An 18009-nucleotide genomic window follows, 5' to 3' on the forward strand; every position below is an offset into this window, starting at 1 on the left:
CTGAAGAGAAAAGTGTAGGGGCGTCGCCTTGCGGCGCCTTGACAGGGGGTCAGTACACAGGCCGGTGTTGGCGCAGGGAGGCCTTCACGGCATCGCCCAGCACAAAGCCGCTGCCGTAGCGAGCGGCCAGTTCGGCGCAGCGCTGTTCGAAGGCTTCAATGCCCTGTCCATAGATGAACTGCAGCGCGCCGCCGGTCCAGGCCGGGAAGCCGATGCCAAAGATGGAGCCGATGTTGCCGTCGTGCACGCTGGTCAGCACGCCTTCGGCCAGGCAGCGCGCGGTTTCCACCGCCTGGCGGTAGAGCAGGCGGTCTTTCACGTCCTGCAGATTCCACTCAACACCGGGCTTCTCGAACAGGGTTTTGAGCTCGGGCCACAGGTGTTTCTTGCCGCCTTCGGGGTAGTCGTAGAAACCACCATCGGCTGCGCGGCCACTGCGGTGGTGTTGCTTGACCATGCGCTCGACCAGCGTCTCGCCAGGTGTGGCCACGTACTGTCTGCCTTCCTTCTGGAAGTCGATGCGGGTCTGCTCCAGCACGTGCACCGAGAGGCTGAGTGCGGTTTCGTCCAGCACCGCCAGCGGCCCGACCGGCATTCCGGCCTGCATGGCGGCGTTTTCGATCACTGGCGCCGGGATGCCTTCGCCCAGCATGGCCGCACCTTCCATGACGAAGGTGCCAAAGGTGCGGCTGGTGTAGAAGCCTCGCGAGTCGTTGACGACGATGGGCAGCTTGCCCAGGGCCTGCACGTAGTCGTAGGCGCGGGCCACCGTTTCGTCGTCTGTGTCCTTGCCGCGGATGATCTCCACGAGCTTCATCTTGTCCACCGGGCTGAAGAAGTGGATGCCGACGTATTTCTGTGGTTTGTTGCTGGCCTGCGCCAGGCCGCTGATGGGCAGGGTGGAGGTGTTGCTGGCGAAAAAGCCCCCCTCGGCCAGCATGGGCTCGGCTTCCTTCGTCACCATGGCTTTGAGCTCGCGCTGCTCGAACACGGCTTCGATGATCAGGTCGCAGCCCTGCAGGTCGGTGGCGCTCGCGGTGGGGGTGATGAGGCTCAGGATGCCTTGCTGCTTCTCGGTGGACATCTGGTCCTTGTCGACCCGCTTCTGCGTGAGCCTGGTGGTGTAGCTCTTGCCTTTCTCGGCGGCTTCGATGCTCACGTCCTTGAGCACGGTGGCGATGCCTTTGGTGGCCTGCGCGTAGGCGATGCCCGAGCCCATCATCCCAGCGCCGAGCACACCCACCTTCTTCGGCTGGTAACGCGGCACGTCCTTCGGCCTCGACTGGCCGCCCTTGATGGCGTTCAGGTTGAAGAAGAAGGTGTTGATCATGTTGCGCGCCACGCCGCCGGTCATCAGCCCGGCCAGGTAACGGCTTTCCACGCGCATCGCGGTCTCGAAATCGAGCATCGCGCCCTCGACCATGGCGGCCAGCGCGGCTTCGGGCGCGGGGTAGAGGCCGCGCGTCTTCTGCTTGAGCACGGCCGGCGCCACCGTCAGCATGCCGGCGATCTTGGGGTTGCTGGGCGTACCGCCGGGCATCTTGTAATCCTTGCGGTCCCAGACGTGTTGCGCCGCTTCTGGCTTGCCTTGCGCGGCCTCGATGAAGGCGAGCGCCCTGGGCATCAGCTCCTCGGGCGCTGCCACCAGCTCGTGCACCACGCCGATCTTCATGGCTTCTTCGGGCCCGAACAGCTTGCTCTCCAGGATATAAGGCTGCGCGGCCATCAGGCCGAGCACGCGGGTCATCTTGGTGATGCCTCCGCCGCCGGGGATCAGGCCCAGCGTGATTTCGGGCAGACCGAACTGCACCTTTGGGTTGTTCACCGCGATGCGGTGGTGGCCGACGAGCGCCACCTCCCAGCCTCCGCCGAGTGCCGCGCCGTTGAGGCAGCTCACCACGGGCACACCTTGTGTTTCGATGGTCCGGAAGTTCTTCTTGATGCGCTCGATCTCTTTGAAAACGCGCGGGCCATCGGCTTCAGTGGAGCGCATCACACCTTTGAGGTCGGCCCCGGCAAAGAAGGTGCTCTTGGCCGAGGCCAGAACGATGCCCTTGAGCTGGGCCTTGTCGCGCGACACCTGCGCTGCGATCGCGTCCAGGTCGTTCTGCCATTGCAGGCACATGGTGTTGACCGGCGAGCCCTGCTCGTCAAAGGTGATGGTGGCGATGCCGTTGGCGAGTTCGTAGCGGATGGTTTTGCTGATCATTTCGTTCTCCACGGGTGCTTTTCCAGAAACACCGCGGAACCGGCTTTGCCGGGCCGCTGGTGTTGCCCCTTCTAGGGGTGACGCGCAAAGCGCGGCGCGGGGGTGGGTCGTCAGACCCTTTCGATGATTGTCGCGATGCCCATGCCGCCGCCGACGCACAAAGTCGCCAATCCGTAGCGTTTGCCCGTGCGGTGCAACTCGTCGATCAGCGTGTTCAGGATCATCGCGCCGGTCGCACCCAGCGGATGTCCCATGGCGATCGCGCCGCCGTTGACGTTGACCTTTTCATGCGGCACACCCATCTCCTGCATGAACTTCATGGGCACGGCGGCGAATGCCTCGTTGACCTCGAACAGGTCGATCTGGTCGATGGTCAGGCCCGCCTTGGTCAGCGCCTTGCGCGCGGCCGGCATGGGGCCGGTGAGCATGATGGTGGGGTCGGCGCCTGAGAGGGCGACCGCCACGATGCGCGCGCGCGGCGTGAAGCCGTGCGTCTTGCCTGCGCTTTCGCTGCCGATCAGGATGGCCGCCGCGCCGTCTACGATACCCGACGAGTTGCCGGCGTGGTGCACGTGGTGGATGCGTTCGACCTGTGGATAGCGCTGCAGCGCGACCGCATCGAAGCCCATGGCGCCGAGTTGTTCAAAAGCGGGCTTGAGGCCCGCCAGGCCTTGCATCGTGGTGTTCGGTTTGATGAACTCGTCCTGGTCGAGGATGGTCTGGCCCAGCGCGTCCTTCACCGCCACCACCGAACCATTGAAGTACCCGTCGGCTCGGGCCGCGGTGGCCCGCCTCTGCGATTCAAGCGCAAATGCGTCCACGTCGTCGCGTGAAAAGCCGTTGAGGGTGGCGATCAGATCGGCGCCGATGCCTTGCGGCACAAACAGGGTGGCGCTGTTGGTTTCCGGGTCCTGCGCCCAGGCGCCGCCGTCCGAGCCAATCGGAACGCGGCTCATGCTCTCCACGCCGCCGGCGACCACAAGGTCTTCCCAGCCGCTCCTGACCTTCATCGCAGCCATGTTCACCGCCTCCAGGCCCGAGGCGCAAAAGCGGTTGAGCTGCACGCCTGAACAGCGCCAGTCCCAACCCGCCTTGAGCGCGGCCACCTTGGGCAGCACCGAACCCTGCTCGCCAATCGGCGAGACCACGCCCATGACCACATCGTCCACCGCGGCGGTGTCCAGGTCGTTGCGGCGCTGCAGTTCGCTCAACAGGCCCGCGAGCAGGTTCACCGGCTTCACCTCGTGCAGGCTGCCGTCTTTCTTGCCCTTGCCACGCGGCGTTCGGATGGCGTCATAGATGAAGGCTTCGGGCATGGCTGGTCTCCAGGGCAACGGTTCGAGGGGTACAAATCAGTATAGACTTTTGCCAAGCAAACGCTTTGTGTAAATCTCTTCCCTCACGTCCGATAGGTGACAGCCATGATTCCACGCACCCTGTTCAATGCCGACCACGAAGCCTTCCGCGACAGCTTTCGCCGTTTCATGGACAAGGAAATCGCCCCGTTCCACGAAGCCTGGGAGGAGCAGGGTTATGTGGACCGCGAGGTGTGGCGAAAGGCTGGCGCCAATGGCTTTCTCTGCATGACCATGCCCGAGGCACACGGCGGGGCGGGCGCAGACAAGCTGTATTCGGTGGTGCAGATGGAGGAGCTGGCGCGCGGCGGCTTCACCGGCATCGGCTACGGGCTGCACAGCGAGATCGTGGCACCCTACATCCTGCACTACGGCACCGAGGCGCAAAAGTCGAAGTACTTGCCGCTGCTCGCCAGCGGCGACATGGTGGGCGCCATCGCCATGAGCGAGCCCGCGGCGGGTAGCGATCTGCAAGGCGTGAAGACCACGGCCATTCAGCAGGCCGATGGCAGTTACCTGCTCAACGGCAGCAAGACCTTCATCACCAACGGCTGGCACGCCGACCTGGTGATCGTGGTCGCCAAGACCAACCCGGCAGCGGGCGCCAAGGGGACCAGCCTGTTCCTGCTGGAGAGCGGTACGCCGGGGTTCGGGAAGGGCAAGCGTTTGAAGAAGCTGGGGCTAAAAGCGCAGGACACCAGCGAGCTGTTCTTCGACAACGTGAAGTTGCCTGCCGAGCAACTGCTGGGGGGCGCAGCCCAGGAAAATCGCGGCTTCGTGTGCCTCATGGAGCAGCTCCCGTGGGAGCGGCTGCAGATCGCGATCGGCGCGGTGTCGGCCGCGCAGGCCGCGATCGACTGGACGGTGGACTACGTCAAGGAACGCAAGGTGTTTGGCCAGGCGGTGGGTGCGTTTCAGCACACGCGCTACCAGCTCGCCGAGCTGCAAACCCAGGTGCAGGTGGCGCGGGTGTTCGTGGACAAGTGCTGCGACCTGGTCAGTGCCGATCAGCTCGACACCGCCACGGCAAGCATGGCCAAATACTGGTGCAGCGACCTGCAATGCCAGGTGATGGACGCCTGTGTGCAGCTGTTTGGTGGCTACGGCTACATGTGGGAGTACCCGATCACCCGCGCCTATGCCGACGCGCGCGTGCAGCGCATTTACGGCGGTACGAACGAAATCATGAAAGAGGTGATTTCGCGCAGCATGGGGCTGGGCGGGCGCTGATCGGTGCTGACCGAGCGCCCCCTCGCTGGCGAGGCTCAGAGGTCGATGACCTGACCCCAGGGCAGGCCCGGCGCGGCTTCGTGGTCGGCCAGCAGAAATGCGCGCCTGGGGTGTTCGCCGGCTTCGGTGAGCAGTTCGCGCAGCAATCGCGTCGAGGGTGCGTCCAGCGCGGCAAAAGCCTGGTCAATCAGCGTGAGCGGCGCGCCTGAGGCCATGGCGGCGCTCAGCCAAACCTTGCGCTTGCTGCCCGCTGAAAGCATGTAGAGCGGTTTGTCCAGGTGTGGCGTCAGACCCAAGGCCTCGGCCAGATCGTGGGCGATTGCAGGCTCGAAGCCGGGGTGATGCTCGGGCTGAGTGGCCAAAAAAGCACGGGCGCTCACGGCATCGAACGTGTCGGTGGTGGGATCGATCCAGAACACGCGCGCCTGGTAGGCCTCGCGGTCCGCCGCCAAGCTCACATCATCGACCGACACGCTGCCTGTGTGGCTGGCGTGCTCACCGGCGAGCAGCGCGAGCAGCGTGCTCTTGCCGCAGCCATCGTCGCCACACACCGCGTGCAGACCGGGTCTGAGCGTGATCGTCAGGCCATCGAACAGCGGTGGCTGGCCAGGCCACGCAAACCGTAGGTTCTGGACCTGCAGCACGGCTGTGCTAGGCGCGTCAGGGGACTTGGGCAAGGGCAGGCTTTCAGCGTCGGGCGCAGGTGGTCGGGGCACGATGTGGCCCTAGTAGCCGATGCGGTACCGCATGCCCTGGTGGTTGAGCACGGCCGAGCGCTGTTCGATGGTTTCGAGCTTGAGGCCGGGACTGATTTCGCCACCTTCCTGCACCACCTTGCCATTGACGATGAGCATGCGGTGGGCCGGATTTTGCGAGTAGGTGGAGCCGCTCACGTTGACAGCAGGCAGCCGCGCACGCACATCCGGCGCGAGCTCGGCGAAGCTGCGCACCGGGTTGGTGGCGACGACGGCCGGGGCTGCCGGAGCCACATCGGCAGGAGCAGTGGCGGCAGCCGGCACCGTCGGGTTCACCGGCTCAGCGGGACGATCAGCAGCAGGTTCGGTTGGTCGGGGCGGGCGCGGCGGCTCGGGCGCCAGGATGGGCAGCGCGGGCGGGGTGGCTTGCTGAGCAGCAGGCGTGGGCTCGGGCGGCACCGCGGCGGGGGGGGCGGCCGGAGCGATCTCGGCCGGGGCCAACTGCAGAGGCGCGTCTCGCGAGGCGCCTTGCCACCACCACAGTCCCAGGCCACCTGTAAGCAAGAGGGCCAGTCCGATCAGGCTGGCCGGCAGCCAGCGCCTGGGTCGCCCGGGCTCCGGGCGATCCAGCGTGGGCGCGCTGCGGGTATGCAAGCCCGGGATGTGGCCGCGCTCCCGTTCGGCGTCGGCCCGCTTGAGTGCGTCAAGGATGTAAGACATGGCGGGGCTTTCAGGGCGCGGCCGCAGTCAGCCGAGGTTCGTCCCGACTCACCGCCCGGTTCATCAGCATGATGGTCATGGCGCCGGCGATGCCGTCCACCTCCAGGCCGCGGGCGCGCTGAAAGGCCTCGACCTGCTCGCGCATCGTGCCGGCGGTGGCAGGCAGTTCGCCACGCGACTTCATGCCTTCCAGCTGCTCGCTCACCCAGGCTGCTGCCGTACCGTCGGTGGCACGGCGCAAGGCGCCATCCTGCCCGGGCGGCAAGCGCCACAGGGTGGTGTAGTCGCCTCGCCAGACATCGGCCAGTGCGGTGAGCGGTACCAGCCAGTGATCGTTGCCCACACTGAGCGTGGCCGTTTCGCTGGTGATCTGGGTGATCAGCGCCCAGCCGCGCGGCTGGCCTGGCAGACGCAGGGCCAGCAGGGCGGGCCGGTCGAGCTGGCGCATGCCGTGCAGCGTCATGCGGCTGGTGGTGAAGCATTGCATCTGCTCGCGCTCGGCTCGGGCGCAAGGATCGGCATCGGGCAGGCTCTGGCCCCACAAAGGCCCCAGCTCGCGCACGCCAGCGCGCTCGCTGCGCAGCAATGCCGATGCCGGTGGCAGGCCCGGAATGGGCGGCGACAGCGCGGGCTCGCTGCTCGAAACCGGTGCTGCGGTGACGGTGCTGGTGCTCGGTGCGGCGGGCACGGCGGCGTTGGCCGCCGGGGGCTCCACCACCGCTGGTGCAGCGAGTTGCGTGGGTGCGCTCTGCCGTGTGGCGCTCCAGAGCCCGACGAGCGCGGCAGTGAGCAGCGCGCCGCCGAGTGCCCCGAGTGCCAGTGTGCCCAGGCGGCGTGTCGCTCGGCGCGAGGCGGGGGGTGCAGGCGGGCGAACGGCCGGCGACTCGAACACCTCGGCGGCCGCTTTATCGACCACCGACCGATCCACCCGGTCCAGGCCGCCGGCATAGGCTCCCAGCAGGGCGCGGTCGCAGATCAGGTTGATGCGCCGGGGAACGCCCTGGGTGAGGGTGTGGATGCGCTTGACGGCCGAGTCGGTGAAGGGCGCAGGGCCTTTCAGGCCTGCCACCGCCAGGCGGTGGCGGATGTAGTGCCGGGTCTCGGCCTCGGTCAGCGCGCCAAGGTGAAAGCGCGCAATCACGCGCTGAGCCAGCTGCTCCAGCTCGGGCCGGGCGAGCATTTTGCGCAGCTCGGGTTGCCCGATCAGGATGATCTGCAGCAGCTTGCGCTCGCTGGTCTCCAGATTGGTGAGCAAGCGCAACTGCTCCAGCACGTGGCTGGTGAGGTTCTGGGCCTCGTCGATGATCAGGATGTTGTGCTGGCCGGCTGCGTGGCTGCTCAGCAGGTAGGCGTTGAGCGGATCCAGGTAGTCCTTGATCGTGGCCGGACCTATCCCCTCGTGCTTCACCTCGATATGAAACTCGTTGCAAATCGTCTTGAGCAGGTCCCCGACCGTGAGCTTGGGATTGAAGATGTACGCGACCCTGCAGTGTGGCGGGATCTGTTCGAGAAAGCAGCGGCAGATGGTGGTCTTGCCCGCACCAATCTCCCCGGTGAGCAACACGAATCCGCCACCCCCTTCGATGCCATAGAGCAAATGAGCCAGCGCCTCCCGATGGCGCTCGCTCATGAAGAGATAGCGCGGATCGGGTGCGATGGAAAAGGGCGTGTGTTTCAGCCCGAAATGACCGGCGTACATGCGCTGAGGATAACGGGGGCGCTCAGGCCGGGCAATCTGGACCGTCGCGAGAGCCCCGCGATCCGTGTGCGCTGAGGCTCGCCGCCGTCAGGGCAACGCGCTGCCCAGGCGCGTTGCCCGGGGGCAGGGTCAGGCTGCCAGGGACATGGCCGGCTTGTTGACTGCCTTGTTGCCGCTGGAGGAAGACGACACCGAGCACTCGATGTCGCCAGAAAGCTGCCCACCTTCTTCGATCACCACTTTGCCGTAGCGGATCTTGCCGGTGACTTTGCCGGTGGCGTAGATCACCAGCTTCTGGCGCACGGTGAGGTTGCCGTCGAACACACCGCGGATCTCGGCGATGTCGATCTCGGCCGACCCTTTGAAGGCGCCTTGCTGTGCGATCTGGATCACGCGCGAATCCATCGTGGCTTCTACCAGACCTTCAACCACCAGCGTGTCGCAGTCGGTGATCTCGACACCTTTGAGCTTGATGTTCGGACCCACGGTCAGCTTGCTGCCGCCTTCGGGCACGGTGCTGCTGGGCGGGGTGGACGGACTCGCTGGCGTGATCAGGGTGGCGGATTCTTCGACTTGGGCAGCACTGCTGGCAGCGGAGCCATAACGCTGGGTGGAAAGGCCACTGTTGAGGGGTTTGGTGGGTTCGGGGTCGCGTTTGCCAAAGTGCAGTGCCATGTCAGCTCCTTCAAAAAGTGAAGCAGTCATGCTAAGGGCCACGTGGCTTACATTCTGGTCGGGTCTGTAAGTGGGGTAACGAGATGCACCGTACGTCTCGTTGCGGGTGTTGCATTCCATGTTGTTACTGGCACTTGCCATCTGGCCGGCGCCGGGCCTCCATTTCCCGAACCAGCGCGCGCGCCTCGTCGCCCTCGGGAATCGGCTCACCACCATCGCGCCACTGCACCGCGGCCTTGAAACCTTGTTCCTGCGCATAGCGGCGGAACCAGAGGCCCTCGGGGTTGTGGCGGGTGATGCCGTCGAACACGGTCGCCATCTGCTGCGACTGCTCCAGCCCCATGTTGAGCATCACCTGGTTGACCACGATTTTGTGCATCGCCAAGTGGCTGCTCGGAACGCCCGCGATGCGGTTGGCCAGGGCCATCACGGTCGAATCGAGCTGATCGGCGGGCACGGCCTCGTTTGCCAGGCCCCACTCGGCGGCCGTTTGGCCGCTGATCACATCGCCCGTGAACATCAGTTGTTTGGCCCGCATCGGGCCAAGCCGGTAAGTCCACATCGCTGTGGTGGGGCAGCCCCAGACGCGGGTGGGCATGTAGCCGATGCGGGCGTCCTCGGCCATCACCAGCAGGTCGCAGCACAGCGCGATGTCGCTGCCACCCGCCACGGCCGCTCCGTGCACCTGGGCGATGGTGGGCTTGGCGCTGCGCCACAGGCTCATGAAGTCTTCGGTGTTGCGCTTCATGAAAGCGTAGTCGTCCATCGGGTCCCAGGGATGGCGCTCCTGCTGGCAAGGGTGGTCAATGTCACCTTCGCCGAACAGACTCAGGTCATAGCCACCACAAAAGCCCTTGCCTGCACCTTCCACGACGATCACATGAATCGCCGGCTCTGCGTTGGCCCATTCGACCGCGGCGCGGATCTCGCGCGGCGTGGCGTCGTTGATCGCGTTGAGCTTTTCGGGGCGGTTGAGCAGAAGGCGGGCGATGCGCGGGTTGCGCTCATCAGGCTGGATGCTGAGGGTGCTGTAGTCGGGCATGGGGGTCTCCGGTTGGGTGGACCCATGCTAGGCGCACCGCAAGGCCGCTGGCAACTGCGCGGGTGACTGATGGCGGGGCATGAGGCGCCCAAAAAAAATGCCGACGGGGTTGCGTCGGCATCGGTCGGCTGCGGCCGGTCAATCAGTTTCGGCCGGAACCCTGACGCTTGGGCAGCAGCATGGGCTGACCACCCTGGTGTCCGCCCATGCCACCGGAGCCGCCTTGCATGCCGGTACCGGGCATGGCGTTTTGGTTCTGTTGCATGGCGCGCAGACGCAGGCCCATTTGCTCGCGGTGCTGCAGGCGGATGCGCTCGCGCTCCTGATCGGTCTGGGCCAATCGCATGCGCTCCATGTAGGTGTCACGTTCGCGCTGCGTCATGTAATCATAAGAATAGATTTGTTCGCGCAACTGCACCATGTCCTGGCTGCGGAGCTGGTCCTGGGCCATGGCCGATCCAAGCCCGGTCAAGGCGACGACCAAGAGGGTGGCCTTTGCGAGGGTGCTGTGTTTCATGTGGTTTCCTTGTGTCGATTCGCAAGCCGGGCGTTGGCCCGGCCCGCGCCTGAGGGTCGGCTTGGGCTGGAGAGCGGATGGGCATGCGACCGCTGGGTGAGCTTGAACCGCAGCTTCATACGGGTCCAGCGGGCTTATTTCTTGCCGCCAGCACCCGAGCCACTTCCCGCACCAGACGAGCCGCTGTTGCTTGCGGCACCACCGTCGCGGTGAATGATGGTCGCACCGCGCTCCTTGGCCCGTGCGTCCATCTGGACGCGGTGTTCTGCGCGGATGCGGTCTCGTTCCTGCAGCGTTTTGGCAGCGCGCATGCGCTCCCGGTGGGCGTTGCGTTCCTGGTCGGTCATGAGCTCGTAGCCGTAGATGTAGAGCCGATCCTGGTCCCGCAGGCGATCCTGATCCTTGACCATGTCTTTGTCTTTGACCATGTCCTTGTCTTGCGTCTTCAACTGGTCCTGCGTCTTGAGCTGGTCTTGCGCCATGGCGGTGCCCAGGCCCATGCCAGCCAGCGACGCTGCGACGATGAGGGCCTTGATCAAACTTGCTTGTTTCATGAAAACTCCTTGAATGGTTGAATCGAACGTCTTCAAGCGGCCAGGAGGATTAGTACTCCCACCAGTACCCGCTTAGGTATCAGTTTGGGCTTCCGTGGGGGTTTGCAATTGACTCAAGTCAACTGACCAGGTAAGGGACTTGCGGCATTTGCGTCGGTCTGTAACGCCGCTTCGTCAGCAGGTGCGCAATCGGGAGCCCGACCCAAAACGCGCATCAACCGTACACTTGAGAGTTACCCCTTGTGTCTCCATGAACGCCCCCATCGACGTCTCCTTCTTCGCGCGCGCCGCCAAGCCGATCACCAGCTACCGCTCCTACTGGGCCAAGCGGTTCGGGGTGGCGCCGCTTCTGCCCATGAGCCGCGCCGAGATGGAGCAGCTCGGCTGGGACTCGTGCGACATCATCCTGGTGACGGGCGACGCCTATGTGGATCACCCCAGCTTCGGCATGGCGGTGATCGGGCGCACCCTGGAGGCCCAGGGCTTTCGCGTGGGCATCATCGCCCAGCCCGACTGGCAGAGCGCCGAGCCATTCAAGGTGCTGGGCCGGCCCAACCTGTTTTGGGGCGTGACCGCGGGCAACATGGATTCCATGATCAACCGCTACACAGCCGATCGGAAAATCCGCAGCGACGACGCCTACACCCCCGGCGACATCGGCGGCAAGCGCCCAGATCGCGCGGCCATCGTCTACAGCCAGCGCTGCCGTGAGGCATTCAAGGACGTGCCCATCGTGCTCGGCGGCATCGAAGGCTCGCTGCGCCGCATTGCGCACTACGATTACTGGAGCGACAAGGTGCGCCGCAGCATCGTGGTGGACGCCAAGTGCGACCTGCTGCTTTACGGCAACGCCGAGCGCGCGCTGGTCGAGGTGGCGCACCGCATTGCCGCGCGCGAACCCATTGAGCAGATCACCGACGTGCGTGGCACCGCCTTTGTCCGCCGCCCGGGTGACCCCACGGCAGCGGGCTGGGTCGAGATCAACTCCACCGAAGTCGACATGCCAGGCCGGGTCGACGCCCACCTCAACCCCTACCTGACCACCAGCGAGCAGGCTCAGGCCCAGGGCCAGAGCTGTGCCAAGGAAGACGGCGCCACAGCCCCCACCGAGCAGCCTTCAGGCACCCAGGTGCTGAAGTTCGTACCCAACCCGGCACTGCAGGGCCGCATCAAGGTGCCGCCGCGCGAGAAGTCGGTGATCCGCCTGCCGAGCTACGAGCAGGTGAAGAGCGATGCCGTCCTGTACGCGCACGCCAACCGGGTGTTGCACCTGGAAACCAACCCGGGCAACGCCCGTGCACTGGTGCAGGCCCATGGTGAGGGCACAACCGCGCGCGATGTCTGGATCAACCCGCCGCCGATTCCGCTGACCACGGCCGAGATGGACCACGTGTTCGATCTGCCGTACGCCCGCAGCCCGCACCCGGTCTATGCCGACGAGCATGGCAAACACGACGGCTCGACCAAGATCCCGGCCTGGGAGATGATCCGCTTCAGCGTCAACATCATGCGAGGCTGCTTTGGCGGCTGCACCTTTTGCAGCATCACCGAGCACGAAGGTCGCATCATCCAGAGCCGCTCGGAAGACTCCATCATCCGGGAGGTGGAGGAGATGCGCGACAAGGTTGAGGGCTTCACCGGCGTGGTGTCCGACCTGGGTGGCCCCACAGCCAACATGTACCGCCTGGGCTGCAAGAGTCCCGAGATTGAGGCCGCCTGCCGCAAGCCCAGCTGCGTCTACCCGGGCATCTGCTCCAACCTCACCACCGACCACGGCCCTCTGATCAAAATCTACAAACGCACGCGCGAGCTGCGCGGGATCAAGAAGGTGCTGATCGGATCTGGCCTGCGCTACGACCTGGCGGTGAAGAGCCCTGAATACGTGAAGGAGCTGGTGCAGCACCACGTGGGTGGTTACCTGAAGATCGCGCCCGAGCACACCGAGGGAGGGCCGCTGTCCAAGATGATGAAGCCGGGCATTGGCAGCTACGACAAGTTCAAGCAGATGTTCGAGAAGTACAGCGAGGAGGTGGGCAAGAAGCAGTACCTCATCCCGTATTTCATCGCCGCCCACCCCGGCACCAGCGACGAAGACATGATGAACCTCGCTATCTGGCTGAAGAAAAACGGTTTCCGCGCCGATCAGGTGCAGACCTTCTACCCCAGCCCCATGGCCACCGCCACGGCCATGTACCACAGCAACCTGAACCCGCTCAAGGGGATCAGCCGCGACCCGCAGCGGGCCGAGCGGGTGGACATCGTTCGCGGCGAAAAGCGCCGTCGCCTGCACAAGGCCTTTTTGCGTTACCACGATCCGAACCACTGGCCGCTGCTGCGCGAGGCCCTGAAGAGCATGGGCCGCGCCGACCTGATCGGCAACGGCAAACACCACCTCATTCCCACGTTCCAGCCGCTGACCGATGGCGGTTACCAGAGCGCGCGCCGCAAGAACAGCACGCCAGTGGGCAAATCCCCAGAGGGCAGGTCGGCTCAGCCTGCAAAAGGTCGACTGCTCACCCAGCACACCGGATTGCCGCCACGCCAGACCGGCGCCGCGCCCAAAACCGGGTCCGTCAAGCGTCGCCCTTGAGTCCTTTGTGGCTCAGGCGGTCGGGCCCTGAAGGGCTGGCCAGACCAGCCAGGCCAGCATGCCGAGCAGGTTGATTGCCACGGTGGCCCAGTAAATGGCCAGGAACGACTTCTTGCTCGATTTGTGGCGCAGGATCTGCTGCGCAAACCAGGCCCCAGGCCAGCCACCCAGCACCGCCAGGCCGTGCAGCTGGTTCTCGCTGGCACGCCAACCGCCTTGCACTGCGGCCTCCTTGTCACGCCAGTAGACGTAGAAGGTGGCGAGGTTGAGCATCACCACGCCAGTGAGGATGACCCAGGGAAAACGTCCCAGGCCAATGCCTACCAGCCAGAACATGAGCCACAGCCCCATGAGACCGAGTGCGGTCCAGTACAGTCGCTCTTCGCGTTTTCTCAGGTGCAGCGGCGTGGATCGGGGCGCGGGCTCGCTGCGTGGAAGTATTTCGGCGGCCTTGTCCGTCACGACCAGGGGCGGCGCCTCGATGGTGTTGGTCTTGGGCTCGACGGATAGCGCGCGCGGGCCCTTGCCGCCGACGTGAATCTCTTCGAACGTGACCGCCATGCCCTCGGTGGGGGCGCGGTTCTCGCTGTAATCGCGGCGGTGAAAGAAGATCTCGGCGGCGGTGTCCGGGCTGCGGATGAAGCCGAACGCCCGTTCCGAGTCCCAGCGCACCACCGTTCCTTGTTTTCGCATGGACCTGCAGCCGTGGTTGAAAGCGCCAAATTATGCCGGGGCCAGATGCCAGGGCGGTGCGTGGTCTCTCATTCGGCGTGCGATCTGTCATGAAGCTGTGCGGCTTCGGAACGAACGGATCGTGGTGTTTTGGCCTCAGGCGGGCAGGGTGTGCAGCGGGACGTCCTGGCTCACCGCGAGCAGGTTCAACTGCGGGCGAGTCCGGCTGGCGAAAAACTTGGCAATCGCCTGGTGGGTCGTGGGTTTGAACAAGTCCATTGGCCCGTCGATCTGCACACCCGCGGCGGCGCACAAGGCGGCCGAAAAGTGAGGTTCCAGCGCGGCGACAGCGACACGCCCGCCGCGGCACGGGTAGACGCGGTAGCCCGCGTGTGCGCCACCGACTGCGCCGGTGGATTGGGTCAGCCCCCAGTTTCGAGGCAGGGCGAGCCAGTCAGCCGCCCTGGACAAGGCCACTTCCTGGAAGCAGCCTTTGCCGGTGGATTTTTGTACCAGTACGGCCTGCAGCGCAGCCTCGCAGGCCATGAGGGCGCCGCCCATGTCGGCGAACAGCGTGGCCGGCAGATCGAGGCCTGTGACCAGCCCGGCTTCGGCCAGGTAGGTCAGGTCGTGACCCGGTTCCTCGGCGCGTGAGCCGGGCGCGCCCACGATGGCGACCACCGATAGCGCGGGATAGAGCCGATGCAGCGCCTGCCAGCCCAGTCCCAGCTTGCGCAGCGCCGAGGGCCGGAAAGAGGTGATCAGCAGGTCGGTGCGGGCCAGTTGCCTGTGCAGCGCAGCTTGGCCTTTTTCGGTCTTGAGATCGATGCGGATGACTTTGATGCCTTCGTGCAGTGTGGCGTAGGCCGGTGGGTTGTATTGCCCCATCGGGTCGCCGCTGCCGCCGCCTTTGCCAGGTGGCTCGGCTTTGATGCAGGTCGCACCCATGGCCTTCAGGCGCATGAGCGCGGCCGGGCCTGGCAGGTTGAGCGCCAGGCTCAGGACGCGCGTGCCGCGCAGCGGCTTGAGTGGTTTGAGCGAAACAGGGGCGAGGCCAGCAGCGGTCATGGGCAAGTGCGGGGTGGTGTGCAGGCAGCCATTTAACCGCAGCCCAGGCGCCACCGCCGAAAACCGGCGACAGCGTCAGGCACCGAAGTCCAGCGGCAGGCCCACGTAGTTTTCTGCAATCGTCTTTAGGCCTGCCTCCGAATGCATCAGGTAGTCGAGTTCGGCTTGCTGCAGCTTGCCATTGATGGCGCCCTCGCTATCGAAGGTGTGCATGATGGAAGTGAACCACCAGCTGAAACGCTCGGCGCGCCAGATGCGCTTAAGGCAGCGCTCCGAGTAGCCGTCGATACCGGCTTCCGATTGCTCCTGATAGAACTCGACAAACGCGTCCATCAGGTACTTCACGTCGGTGGCGGCCAGGTTCAGGCCCTTGGCGCCTGTGGGCGGCACGATGTGCCCCGCATCGCCGGCAAGAAACATGCGGCCAAAGCGCAGTGGCTCGGTCACGAAGCTGCGCAGCGGCGCGATGCTCTTTTCGATGCTGGGACCCGTTTCCAACTTCCCTGCTGCTTCCGGGTCCAGGCGCAATTTCAGCTCCTGCCAGAAGGCCTCGTCGCTCCACTGCTCGATCTTGTCGGTGAGCGGGACTTGCAGGTAGTAGCGGCTGCGCGTGGCGCTGCGCTGTGAACACAATGCAAAGCCGCGGGGGTGGTTCACATAGATCAGCTCATGGTGCACCGGTGGCGTGTCTGAGAGCAGCCCGAGCCAGCCGAACGGATACACCTTTTCAAACTCCTTGATGGCCGAGCGCGGGGCGCTGGCGCGGCACACGCCATGAAAGCCGTCGCAGCCGGCGATGAAGTCGCAGGCCAGGGTGTGGGACTGGCCGTCTTTCTCGTAGGTCACGCGCGGGCTGAGCGTTTCGAAGTCATACACCTGAACGTTCGCAGCGTCGTAGACAGTGGGCAGGCCGGCGGCCTGACGTGCGTCCATCAGGTCGCGGGTGACTTCGGTCTGGCCATAGACCATGACCTTCTTGCCGCCGGTGAGCTTTTCCAGGTCGATGCGGTGGCGCTCGCCATTGAACAGCATGTCAAAACCGGTGTGCACCAGGCCCTCGGCGTGCATGCGCTGGCCTACGCCCGCTTCGTCCAGCAGGTCGGTGGCCACCTGTTCCAGCACGCCGGCACGGATGCGGCCGAGCACGTACTCCGGGCTCTGGCGCTCGATGATCACGGCGTCGATACCGGCTTTGTGCAGCAACTGGCCGAGCAGGAGACCGGAGGGGCCGGCGCCGATGATGGCAACTTGGGTTCGCATGGGTTGGAGTCTCCGCCGCGGCGCCTGTGGTGTGGCGGGCGAGCTATGGTTGGATTGAGGTGCAAGCGTAAGCCGCGAACAACCCTTCACCAACCAGCCAGCCGCCACTGTGCGCGATCACCGATTAGAGTGTGCGATCATCGCGCACTATGGACGCTGAACCCAAACCCATCGCCAAAGCCGACTTCATCGAAGGCATGGCCAAAGGCCTGGCCGTGCTGGAGAGCTTTGACACCGAACGGCAGCGGCTCAATGCCACTCAGGCCGCCGATCGCGCCGGCCTGACCCGGGCGGCGGCGCGACGGCATTTGCTCACGCTGGCTCACCTGGGCTACCTGGATACCGATGGCAGCCACTACTGGCTCTCGCCCAAGGTGCTTCGTTTTTCCGGCAGCTACCTGGCCTCGGCCCGCCTGCCGCGTCTGCTACAGCCGACCCTGAACCGGCTGGCCGCGCAGACGCGTGAATCGTTCTCGGCGGTGGTGCGCGATGGCGACGAGGTGGTGATCGTGGCGCGCAGCGCCTCGGTGGGTGGACAGCGGCTGATGGCCTACGGCCTGCATCTGGGCGCGCGCCTGCCGGTGCACGCCACGTCCACCGGCCGTGTCCTGCTGGCAGCCATGCCGCGCGCCGAGTTCAGCGCCTGGCTCAAGGGGCGCGAACTGCCGCGCCTGACGCCACGCACGGTGGTGGACGGGAAGGCGTTTCGGACTGCGATTGATCGGGTGCGCTCGGATGACCTGGCCTTGGCCAGCGAAGAGCACGAGCTGGGCGTGCACGCACTGGCGGTGCCGCTGCGCAACATGAGAGGACAGACGGTGGCTGCGCTCAACGTGGTCGCCTCTCCACAGCGGCTTGCGCCCGAGGTGATGCAGCAGGACCTGCTGCCGCTGTTGCTGGACGCTGCGCGGGAGCTGCGCCCCTTGCTCTAGGGTCTGTTCACACTGTTCTTTGAGATGCGCTGCGGATCGCACTCAGAAACATCTTGTGAACAGGCCCTAGGCCGGCCTCAGACGCCCAGGTACTGCTCCAGCAGTTCCGGCTGGGCCAGCAGGCTCTCTGAGCTGCCTTCAAAAACCACCTCACCCTTGACCAGAATCACGTTGCGGTCGGTGATGCGGGTGACGTGCTTCCAGTTCTTGTCCACGATCACGCTGCTGATACCGCTTTCGCGGATCAGGCCACACAGGCGCCATATTTCGCGCGCGATCAGGGGCGCCAGGCCTTCGGTGGCTTCGTCCAGGATCAGCAGATCTGGGTTGGTCATGAGCGCGCGGCCGATGGTGAGCATCTGTTGCTCGCCGCCGCTGAGCTGCTGGCCGCCGTGGTTCAGGCGCTCGGCCAGGCGCGGAAAGGTTTCGAGCACGCGCTCGTAGTTCCAGTCGGTCTGGCCGCGGGTGCCGGCGCGTGCGGCCATCACCAGGTTTTCGCGCACGCTGAGATTGCCGAAGATGCCGCGGCCCTCTGGCACGTAGGCAATGCCCTGGCGCACGATGTCGTATGTGGACGCGCCCGTCATGTCGCGGCCGCAGACCTTCACGCTGCCCCCGCTGGGTTTGACGATGCCCATCAGCGACTTGAGCAAGGTGGTCTTGCCCATGCCGTTGCGACCCATCAGCCCGATGGTCTCGCCAGGGTTCACGGTGAAGTCGATGCCGCGCAGGATGTGGCTGGCGCCGTAGTGGGTGTGCAGGCCGGTGGCCTCGATGAGTGGGGCTGCCAT

At 65.3% G+C, this 18009-nt stretch carries 16 protein-coding genes; 3 read left to right on the forward strand and 13 right to left on the reverse strand.

The features are described from left to right. Positions 1-49 precede the first annotated feature (49 nt). Complete coding sequence (locus tag QUV25_RS12580) at positions 50-2209, reverse strand: 3-hydroxyacyl-CoA dehydrogenase NAD-binding domain-containing protein (protein ID WP_300864388.1); 2160 nt, start codon at positions 2207-2209, stop codon at positions 50-52. A 110-nt stretch (positions 2210-2319) separates the two neighbouring features. After that, positions 2320-3525 (reverse strand): acetyl-CoA C-acetyltransferase, encoded by a 1206-nt coding sequence (locus tag QUV25_RS12585; protein WP_300864390.1) that lies wholly within the window; start codon positions 3523-3525, stop codon positions 2320-2322. Between the two features lie 105 nt (positions 3526-3630). Here QUV25_RS12585 and QUV25_RS12590 point away from each other — a divergent pair, with 105 nt between their 5' ends. Next, positions 3631-4794, forward strand: coding sequence for an acyl-CoA dehydrogenase family protein (locus tag QUV25_RS12590; RefSeq protein ID WP_300864393.1), 1164 nt, complete (start codon positions 3631-3633; stop codon positions 4792-4794). A 35-nt stretch (positions 4795-4829) separates the two neighbouring features. Here QUV25_RS12590 and QUV25_RS12595 read toward each other — a convergent pair whose 3' ends face one another. The 7 genes from QUV25_RS12595 to QUV25_RS12625 form a co-directional block, all read right to left on the reverse strand. Continuing rightward, on the reverse strand, positions 4830-5510 hold the full coding sequence (locus tag QUV25_RS12595; protein ID WP_300864395.1) for an ATP-binding cassette domain-containing protein: 681 nt from the start codon (positions 5508-5510) through the stop codon (positions 4830-4832). 9 nt (positions 5511-5519) lie between these two features. Next, positions 5520-6209 carry a general secretion pathway protein GspB gene (locus tag QUV25_RS12600; RefSeq protein WP_300864397.1) on the reverse strand — a complete coding sequence of 230 codons (690 nt, stop codon included), beginning with the start codon at positions 6207-6209 and terminating at the stop codon, positions 5520-5522. Between the two features lie 10 nt (positions 6210-6219). Then, positions 6220-7908: an ExeA family protein gene (locus QUV25_RS12605; RefSeq protein ID WP_300864398.1), complete on the reverse strand. Its 1689-nt coding sequence runs from the start codon at positions 7906-7908 to the stop codon at positions 6220-6222. Between the two features lie 129 nt (positions 7909-8037). Continuing rightward, complete coding sequence (locus QUV25_RS12610; RefSeq protein ID WP_300864400.1) at positions 8038-8583, reverse strand: polymer-forming cytoskeletal protein; 546 nt, start codon at positions 8581-8583, stop codon at positions 8038-8040. A 124-nt stretch (positions 8584-8707) separates the two neighbouring features. Next, entirely contained in the window at positions 8708-9625 is a 918-nt protein-coding gene (locus QUV25_RS12615; protein WP_300864402.1) for a crotonase/enoyl-CoA hydratase family protein, read from the reverse strand. Positions 9626-9767: 142 nt separating this feature from the next. Beyond that, entirely contained in the window at positions 9768-10142 is a 375-nt protein-coding gene (locus QUV25_RS12620) for a hypothetical protein (protein WP_300864404.1), read from the reverse strand. Between the two features lie 134 nt (positions 10143-10276). After that, positions 10277-10696 (reverse strand): hypothetical protein, encoded by a 420-nt coding sequence (locus tag QUV25_RS12625; RefSeq protein WP_300864406.1) that lies wholly within the window; start codon positions 10694-10696, stop codon positions 10277-10279. A gap of 250 nt (positions 10697-10946) precedes the next feature. On the opposite strand from QUV25_RS12625, the gene QUV25_RS12630 reads away from it, so the two are divergent. Continuing rightward, entirely contained in the window at positions 10947-13286 is a 2340-nt protein-coding gene (locus tag QUV25_RS12630) for a YgiQ family radical SAM protein (protein WP_300864409.1), read from the forward strand. 12 nt (positions 13287-13298) lie between these two features. Here QUV25_RS12630 and QUV25_RS12635 read toward each other — a convergent pair whose 3' ends face one another. From QUV25_RS12635 to pobA, 3 genes are all read right to left on the reverse strand, one after another. Beyond that, entirely contained in the window at positions 13299-13979 is a 681-nt protein-coding gene (locus QUV25_RS12635) for a cold shock and DUF1294 domain-containing protein (RefSeq protein ID WP_300864411.1), read from the reverse strand. A gap of 135 nt (positions 13980-14114) precedes the next feature. Beyond that, on the reverse strand, positions 14115-15026 hold the full coding sequence (locus QUV25_RS12640; RefSeq protein WP_300864413.1) for a CoA transferase: 912 nt from the start codon (positions 15024-15026) through the stop codon (positions 14115-14117). Positions 15027-15101: 75 nt separating this feature from the next. Continuing rightward, positions 15102-16286, reverse strand: coding sequence for a 4-hydroxybenzoate 3-monooxygenase (pobA, locus tag QUV25_RS12645; protein WP_300864415.1), 1185 nt, complete (start codon positions 16284-16286; stop codon positions 15102-15104). Positions 16287-16435: 149 nt separating this feature from the next. Between pobA and QUV25_RS12650 the strand changes: the two genes are divergently transcribed. Further along, on the forward strand, positions 16436-17218 hold the full coding sequence (locus QUV25_RS12650; RefSeq protein ID WP_300864416.1) for an IclR family transcriptional regulator C-terminal domain-containing protein: 783 nt from the start codon (positions 16436-16438) through the stop codon (positions 17216-17218). A 77-nt stretch (positions 17219-17295) separates the two neighbouring features. On the opposite strand, the gene QUV25_RS12655 is transcribed toward QUV25_RS12650, so the two are convergent. Further along, a complete protein-coding gene (locus QUV25_RS12655; protein WP_300864418.1) occupies positions 17296-18009 on the reverse strand; it encodes an ABC transporter ATP-binding protein in 714 nt (237 codons plus the stop codon).

Origin of the sequence: Hydrogenophaga sp. (assembly GCF_030373245.1) — a bacterium.
In the GTDB taxonomy this organism is placed as follows: Bacteria; Pseudomonadota; Gammaproteobacteria; order Burkholderiales; family Burkholderiaceae_C; genus Hydrogenophaga.